Source organism: Chamaesiphon sp. OTE_8_metabat_110, from assembly GCF_031382685.1.
In the GTDB taxonomy this organism is placed as follows: domain Bacteria; phylum Cyanobacteriota; class Cyanobacteriia; order Cyanobacteriales; family Chamaesiphonaceae; genus Chamaesiphon.
Genome location: NZ_JANMZA010000577.1, coordinates 1 through 6,923, shown reverse-complemented (window position 1 = coordinate 6,923; position 6,923 = coordinate 1). Strand labels below are relative to the sequence as shown.

At 46.3% G+C, this 6,923-nt stretch carries 6 protein-coding genes, 1 pseudogene and 1 other annotated feature; of the genes and pseudogenes, 6 read left to right on the top strand and 1 reads right to left on the bottom strand.

Translation table 11 applies throughout. The features are described from left to right. Positions 1–133, top strand: a pseudogene (locus RMO52_RS20935) (photosystem II q(b) protein); the annotation flags it as partial. 236 nt (positions 134–369) lie between these two features. Here the strand turns inward: RMO52_RS20935 and RMO52_RS20930 are convergent. Beyond that, complete coding sequence (locus RMO52_RS20930) at positions 370–1,512, bottom strand: ATP-binding cassette domain-containing protein (RefSeq protein WP_310418162.1); 1,143 nt, start codon at positions 1,510–1,512, stop codon at positions 370–372. A gap of 256 nt (positions 1,513–1,768) precedes the next feature. Here RMO52_RS20930 and RMO52_RS20925 point away from each other — a divergent pair, with 256 nt between their 5' ends. The 5 genes from RMO52_RS20925 to RMO52_RS20905 all read left to right on the top strand — a co-directional run bounded on the left by RMO52_RS20925 (position 1,769) and on the right by RMO52_RS20905 (position 6,485). Beyond that, positions 1,769–3,253 (top strand): TldD/PmbA family protein, encoded by a 1,485-nt coding sequence (locus RMO52_RS20925; protein ID WP_310418158.1) that lies wholly within the window; start codon positions 1,769–1,771, stop codon positions 3,251–3,253. Positions 3,254–3,470: 217 nt separating this feature from the next. Further along, positions 3,471–3,695 (top strand): hypothetical protein, encoded by a 225-nt coding sequence (locus RMO52_RS20920; RefSeq protein WP_309740740.1) that lies wholly within the window; start codon positions 3,471–3,473, stop codon positions 3,693–3,695. Positions 3,696–3,752: 57 nt separating this feature from the next. Beyond that, positions 3,753–5,096 carry a TldD/PmbA family protein gene (locus RMO52_RS20915; RefSeq protein ID WP_310418155.1) on the top strand — a complete coding sequence of 448 codons (1,344 nt, stop codon included), beginning with the start codon at positions 3,753–3,755 and terminating at the stop codon, positions 5,094–5,096. Positions 5,097–5,193: 97 nt separating this feature from the next. Continuing rightward, a complete protein-coding gene (locus RMO52_RS20910; protein WP_396135069.1) occupies positions 5,194–6,090 on the top strand; it encodes a TIGR02587 family membrane protein in 897 nt (298 codons plus the stop codon). Next, entirely contained in the window at positions 6,087–6,485 is a 399-nt protein-coding gene (locus RMO52_RS20905) for a TIGR02588 family protein (protein ID WP_309743368.1), read from the top strand. The genes RMO52_RS20910 and RMO52_RS20905 overlap by 4 nt, the downstream gene beginning before the upstream one ends. Positions 6,486–6,614: 129 nt before the next feature. Then, positions 6,615–6,776, top strand: a sequence feature (ribosomal protein L10 leader region). The last annotated feature ends 147 nt before the right edge of the window (positions 6,777–6,923 follow it).

The following is a 6,923-nucleotide window of genomic DNA, read 5'->3' as shown; positions in this document are numbered from 1 at the left end:
GGCTGACATCATCAACCGCGCTAACTTAGGGATGGAAGTAATGCACGAGCGTAACGCTCACAACTTCCCTCTGGACTTAGCTGCTGGTGAAGCTACTCCTGTTGCTTTGACTGCTCCTGCCATCAACGGTTAATATCTGTTCGATCTAAGAGTTTAAGAGACGAAACCCCCCTCATAGTAATGTGAGGGGGGTTTTTGCGTTGGGGTGTTATTTGCTATTTTGTCCAGATATAGCAAATAACGCACTTGCTAGGACATACCCCCGACTTCTTAGAGAAGTCGGGGGTATTACGGTAATGGTCAAGATGTCCTCATCGCCGTGGCGGTTGCTACATGGTAATCCTCAATCATTTCCCTATTTATCAATACTTAATGGAGAGCGGGAAATAGTCGCCGCCCAGTACTCGGATCGAAGATAAATAACCATTCCAGTGAAAATCCGAGAGTCAATTGTTGACCGATCTGCGCTCGGGGAGTGTTTGATGCTAGTGCTAACCACTGCGGCGGAGCCAATAAATTAATCGCAACTGTCGTACCGTTAATTTGAGCTTTGATAAGAGTCTCTCGACCTTGGGTTTCGACACCGATGATGGTTACTGTTAAGATATTTGCGGTCGCCTCGGGGTCGATAGTCAGATATTCAGCGCGAATCCCCAGATCTAAGCCTTGTCCTTGATGAAGTTGGAGCTTTGCTGCTAATTCTGGAGTGCAGGAAATGCGACTATCGCCGATTTGCCAGTACCGATCTTGATAGATAGCCGGAATGATATTCATCGGTGGCGTACCGATAAATGTGGCGACCATTCGATCGAGCGGATGATGGTATATTTCTTGAGGGGTACCGATTTGTTTGATGTAGCCGCGATCGAGTACGACAATTCGATCGGCTAGGGTCATCGCTTCGGTACAATCATGGGTAACGTAGATCGTCGTAATCCCGACTTGTTGGTGCAGTTGCTGAAGTTCGCTGCGAGTGTTATCGCGCAATCCGGCATCGAGATTGGACAGGGGTTCGTCTAAGAGGAAAACTTGAGGAGATCTCGCGATGGCACGACCGAGGGCGACGCGCTGCTGTTGCCCGCCAGATAGTTGTTTGGGCTTGCGATCGAGTAACATGTCTATTTGGAGCGATTTGGCAACGTCTTTGATGCGCCGCTCGATAGTCGATCGATCGATCCCCCGCATTTGCATCCCAAATCCCAAATTTTCAGCAACTGTCATGTGCGGATAGAGGGCATAATTTTGGAATACCATCGCCACATCTCTCTGTCTGGCGGGTACCTGATTTACCAATCGCTCGCCGATATACACGTTGCCGCTGGTGGCTGCCTCTAAGCCCGCAATAATTCGCAGTAAAGTAGATTTACCACATCCAGACGGGCCGACCAATACCCAGAATTCGCCATCGGGAATCTCGAATGAAATATCATCAATTCCCATAAATCGTTGCTCTGGCGTAGTGGCGGCGGTCGCAAATTTACGACTGATGCGTTCGAGTTTGACACTAGACATAATTAACGATCGAATCTACTTGCTGTTAGGCATAAATATACTCTCTGCATGATGGTAATTTTTTTAATCGATCGCTTGAAATTGTTATAAATGTTCATAGGAGGTAAAGGGTAAAGGGTAAAGGGTAAAAGGTAAAGAGAACCGAAATAGTCACCCTGTCCCCTAGTCCCCTAGTCCCCTAGTCCCCCAGTCTCCCCAATCCCCTCAACCTCTCCTTGTTAGTTACAATAGAAACAGCACCCCAGGAGAAGCCTGCATGACTGTTTCGATCGATCCCAAGACTTTTTTGTTATCCAAGCAACTACCAAATCTGAGTTACGCATCGACGACCAATCGGTTCGATGAAACCTGGGAAGCGCCATTAGCGACACTGCTAGGTTTAGGGCGAGCGGCTGGTGCCGATTTTGTCGAGTTTTTCTTAGAGCGATCGAATTATATTAGTTGTTTGGCAGAAGATGACCAAATTACGAGTATCTCGCCTCGGTTATCTACAGGCGCGGGAGTCCGCGTATTTAAGGGTCATGCTGATTGTTATGTCAGTACCAATGACTTGTCCTTCACGGGGCTGAAGTCTGCCTTAGAGAAGGCGTTAGGGATTATGGCGCTGCATTTACCTGCGCCCAATTCTTATGTACCTGAAATCAATCTCGAACTATTGCGCGACTATGCGACCAAAAAGGGTAAGGACGTTTGGTTAAAACAGTGTAGCTCGATGCAAGAGATGGCAGATGTGCTACTTGCAGCCAATGGCAAGCTCAAACAAACCGCCACCCACATTCAATCTCGCCGCGCGGCTTATTTCCGCGATTGGCAAGAAGTCTTAGTTGCTTCCAGCGATGGCACATTTGCGCGCGATATTCGGCTGACACAATCGGTCGGCTACAACTTATTATGTGCCGATGGTGCCAATCGATCGTCGATCGGTCAACGGGTAGGCGATACTAGTAATCCTGGATTTTTGACTAGTTGGGATTATGGCGCGACGGCTGAGGATGTCTCGGAGTCGGCGGGTAAGATGCTATATGCGGACTATGTAGAGTCGGGGACTTATCCGATTATCATGGCAAACCAGTTCGGCGGCGTGATCTTCCATGAAGCCTGCGGACACTTGCTCGAAACCACCCAAATCGAAAAAAACACCACTCCCTTTATCGATATGAAGGGTCAAAAAATCGCTCATGAAAGTCTGACAGCGTGGGATGAGGGTTTATCTGGCAATGCTTTTGGCACCATTGATATGGACGATGAAGGAATGCCAGCCCAACGCACCCTATTGATCGAAAATGGCATCCTCAAGAATTTTATCGCCGATCGAGCCGGATCGATCCGCACCGGGCATCCGCGTACGGGGAGCGGACGCCGCAATAGCTACGCGTATGCCGCCGCCAGCCGGATGCGGAATACCTACATCGCTCCTGGCGAACATCATGTAGACGATCTATTTAACTCGATCGAGAAGGGCATCTATTGTAAGAAAATGGGTGGCGGTAGCGTCGGTGCTACCGGACAGTTTAACTTCGCCGTCGATGAAGCCTATCTGATCGAAAATGGCAAAATTACCAAGCCACTCAAGGGGGCGACGCTCATTGGTGAAGCCAAAGAAATCATGAATAAGATTTCGATGTGTTCGGCAGATTTAGGTTTGGCGGCGGGTTTTTGTGGTTCGGTAAGTGGCAGTATTTATGTAACTGTCGGACAGCCACATATTAAGGTCGATTCGATTACCGTCGGCGGACGTTAGGATCTGTAGGGGCGGGTTTATGCTAAAAGTTTTTGTTATTACAAATGATGGAAGAACAAACCCGCCTTCTCCTACAAGATATGTAGATATGTAGGGTGGACATTGCCCACTGCATCAATTTCGATAGTAGTTAATATCTCATATTTATTAATACAAATCATCGGAATTAAGTCAAAATCCATGTGGGCAATGCCACCCTACATTTTTTCTATTATTGATGAGTAACACACGAACTCAAGATTTAGTAGAAACAAAAGTAACATACACATTAGAAGTCAATGGCGAGTTTTTTCTAATCAAAAACGTACCCGCCTGCGTTGATTTAGATACTGGGGCGCAATTTTTCGCACCAAATACCGTAAAACGCATCCAGGAAATTATCCTCGATCGCGAGAGTCCGATTCGATTCGATCGAACTCCAGTATATGAATTTGCTGCTTAACAATAATGCTATTTTGGCAGAAATCATAAATTAATAACTCATAATTCATAATCTCCAATGTCCTTAAATATTCAACAAGTCTCAGCCTCCGCTCGTCAAATTGCCACCAAACTCGGCATTTCTAAATTCGATTTATCTGGCTCGACTACCGATAGCGTCAGCGTACAGGTCGATCGCGGCGAACAAAAACAAGTCAAAGCTTCCAATCGATCGGGCATTACCGTTAGAGTTTGGAATCAAGATAATACCGTTGGGATTACTAGTACCACTGATGTCGATGATATTGGATTGGAACTTGCGCTAAAGAGTGCTTATGAAGCAAGCTTTTTTGGGATTAAAGAACACGCACCTGACTTTAGTCCAGAAGCAACTGCGCCAATTGCCGATGTCCAGATTGAAGTGGGTAAAACTGCGACAGTACCGCAACTAATCGAGAGCTTAATCGATGCCGAACAAAAATTACTAGCGAAACATAAAGCGATCGAAAGTGTACCCTACAATGGACTGTCTCAGCAATCTGTAGACCAATTTTATCTTAATAGTGATGGGGCGGTACGCAGCGATTCGCGTTCTTATACTTCACTGTACTTATACACCAAAACCGAACAAGAAGGCAAAAAGCCTCGCAGCGCGGGAGCCTTTGAACTCAGTCATAGTTTTGCTAAATTAGACGTTCAAAAGTGTATTGATGAAGCTGCCGAAAAAACAATCAGTCATCTCGACTACCAAAAAGTACCATCGGGGAAATATACGATCGTCTTTTCACCCGAAGCTTTTTTAAGTCTCATGGGTGCCTTCTCAAATTTATTTAACGCCCAAAATATTCTGGACAATCAGAGCTTATCGACGCCAGAATCTCTGGGCACTCAGATTGCTTCACCCTTATTATCTGTCGCTGATGACGCCCTGCATCCTAGCAATATCGGGATTGAAACCTTCGACGGGGAAGGTACGCCAACCCGCCGACTTAACTTAATCGATAAAGGTGTGCTGTCAGCATTCATCCACAGCGCGGGAACTGCCAAACGGATGAATACCGCACCAACCGGACACGCGAATATGGGGTCGAAAATTACCGTTTCTCCCCACTTTTACCATGTGTCTGGCGGCGAAACAGCAGACGATCGCTACAACCTCGATACAGCCGAAAATGTCATCCTGATCGATGACCTCTCTGCCCTCCATGCGGGCGTACAATCATTACAAGGTTCGTTCTCTTTACCTTTTGACGGTTGGGTAGTCGATCGGGGTGTCAAGACCAGTATTGAAGCAGCAACAGTTGCTGGAGACTTCCGCGAGTTATTAAATTCGATCGTGTATGTCGAACCCAAAGAGGAGCTGACAAATAGTGGTGTTTGTCCGCGCATCTGGGTCGAGGGATTATCAGTAACTGGAGAGTAAATTGCGGGTTTTGCTCGAATAGGTTCAATAATTAATAATTATTAATTATTAATTATTGAAGCGTTCTGTTGACAATCGAAAAAAGTATTGGCAGCCGATGATAAAAAGCCGTAACAGACATACGCCATCTAATTCTGCTCGACAAGCTTTTAAGAGAGAAATTAGGGACGCGATCCGAGGAGCCTCAAGTGGTTTTTTGTTTGGAATTCCATTACTGTACACGATGGAAGTTTGGTGGATTGGTTCTTACGCCGAACCTTTGCCAATGCTAATCGCGTTACTTACTAACTTTGTCGTTGTCTTCTTACTAATTCGGACTGAAGGATTTCGCGGAACGGTCGATACTAAAATACGCGATGCCTTGATGGATAGTATTGAAACTTTAGCAATAGGATTTGTATGTACTGCCCTACTTTTGGTTTTACTACGCCAAATCGATCTTGCGACATCAATTAATGAAGCCGTCGGCAAAATTATTTTTGAAAGCGTGCCATTTTCGCTGGGGGTGGCTGTTGCTAATTCATTTTTAAGTGGCGATCGCGAACGAGGTAATAATGCACCACAATCTGCATCTCCACAGTCTAAAACCGCAGCAATTAATGCCACCCTTACCGATGTGGGCGCAACTGCGATCGGTGCTCTGTTTATTGCCTTCACAATCGCACCGACGCAAGAGGTACCCATGTTGGCGTCAGCCATGACACCTCCTTGGCTACTAGCGACGATCGCAGTTTCTTTACTAATTTCCTACGGGATTGTATTTGTAGCTGGTTTAACAAACCAAGCTAATCGTTACCAACAAAAAGGTCTATTTCATCGACCGATCGATGAAACTTTGGTAGCTTATATTATTTCATTAACGGCTGGATTATTAATGCTGTGGTTTTTCCATCAACTCAGTTTTGAAGATCCGTGGACGGTATGGTTGAGCCACACGATCGTGCTAGGATTGCCAGCTACGATTGGTGGTGCTGCGGGACGGATCGTGGTATGAGCCAACCCGAACAAAACCAACAGCGATCTGTGGCTGAATGGGTGACTTTTGGCATCGCATCGAGCATTGTGGCTGGGATTGTGGGATTAGTAGTTTATGGTTGGGTGAAAGTTGGAGATCGACCCCCAGTGTTAGCGATCGTTCAGAGCGGTAAGATCCGTCAAGCTGAGGGCAGTTTTTATGTACCCTTTACCCTCACAAATAAGGGCGGAGAGACGGCTGATGCCGTTCGCATAACTGCCCAATTGCAGATCGATCGCGATATTGAAGAAACGGGCGAACAGCAATTTGATTTCTTAGCCGGAGGAGAAGCTGAGGAAGGCGTATTTTTGTTTAGCCGCAATCCCCAAAATGGTAAGTTGATTTTGCGCGTTACTAGCTATCGAAAACCTTAGCCCCAATTTTGGCACTTGCTCAAATCGATCGAGTCGTGATATGATATACAAGGCTTATTTACGGTTCGACCGTAAAACCAGATTGTACTAAAGGATTGAGGTTCAGCCGCGACTGAAAAATTGCGTTAACCAAAACTTAATAGCCAACCACAGACAGCAGGAGCGCATAGCTTAATTTCCCTGCCGAGGTTAACGCAAACAGACATGCTCGATCGCTAGTAGGCATACTAGCGCGACGAGCGACTGAATGAATACCTCGGCACCTAGTGTCGGGGTTAATTTTATGCCTGTTGTCGTCCCCGTTCACACCCAAAACTCGATCGATCGAGAGGTAAGCATTTTATGGGGAGAACCCTAGCAAACAAACAAGCGATCGTCGCCACGCTCAAGCAAGACTTGAGTGAAGCGACAATGGTGGCAGTGATTAACTACCAAGGT

What these genes read in the sequence shown, in the direction of transcription:
- RMO52_RS20925 (WP_310418158.1), top strand. Translation starts at nt 1,769, where the DNA reads ATGACTGTTTCGATCGATCCCAAGACTTTTTTGTTATCCAAGCAACTA.
- RMO52_RS20915 (WP_310418155.1), top strand. Translation starts at nt 3,753, where the DNA reads ATGTCCTTAAATATTCAACAAGTCTCAGCCTCCGCTCGTCAAATTGCC.
- RMO52_RS20905 (WP_309743368.1), top strand. Translation starts at nt 6,087, where the DNA reads ATGAGCCAACCCGAACAAAACCAACAGCGATCTGTGGCTGAATGGGTG.
- RMO52_RS20930 (WP_310418162.1), bottom strand. Translation starts at nt 1,512, where the DNA reads ATGTCTAGTGTCAAACTCGAACGCATCAGTCGTAAATTTGCGACCGCC.
- RMO52_RS20920 (WP_309740740.1), top strand. Translation starts at nt 3,471, where the DNA reads ATGAGTAACACACGAACTCAAGATTTAGTAGAAACAAAAGTAACATAC.
- RMO52_RS20910 (WP_396135069.1), top strand. Translation starts at nt 5,194, where the DNA reads ATGATAAAAAGCCGTAACAGACATACGCCATCTAATTCTGCTCGACAA.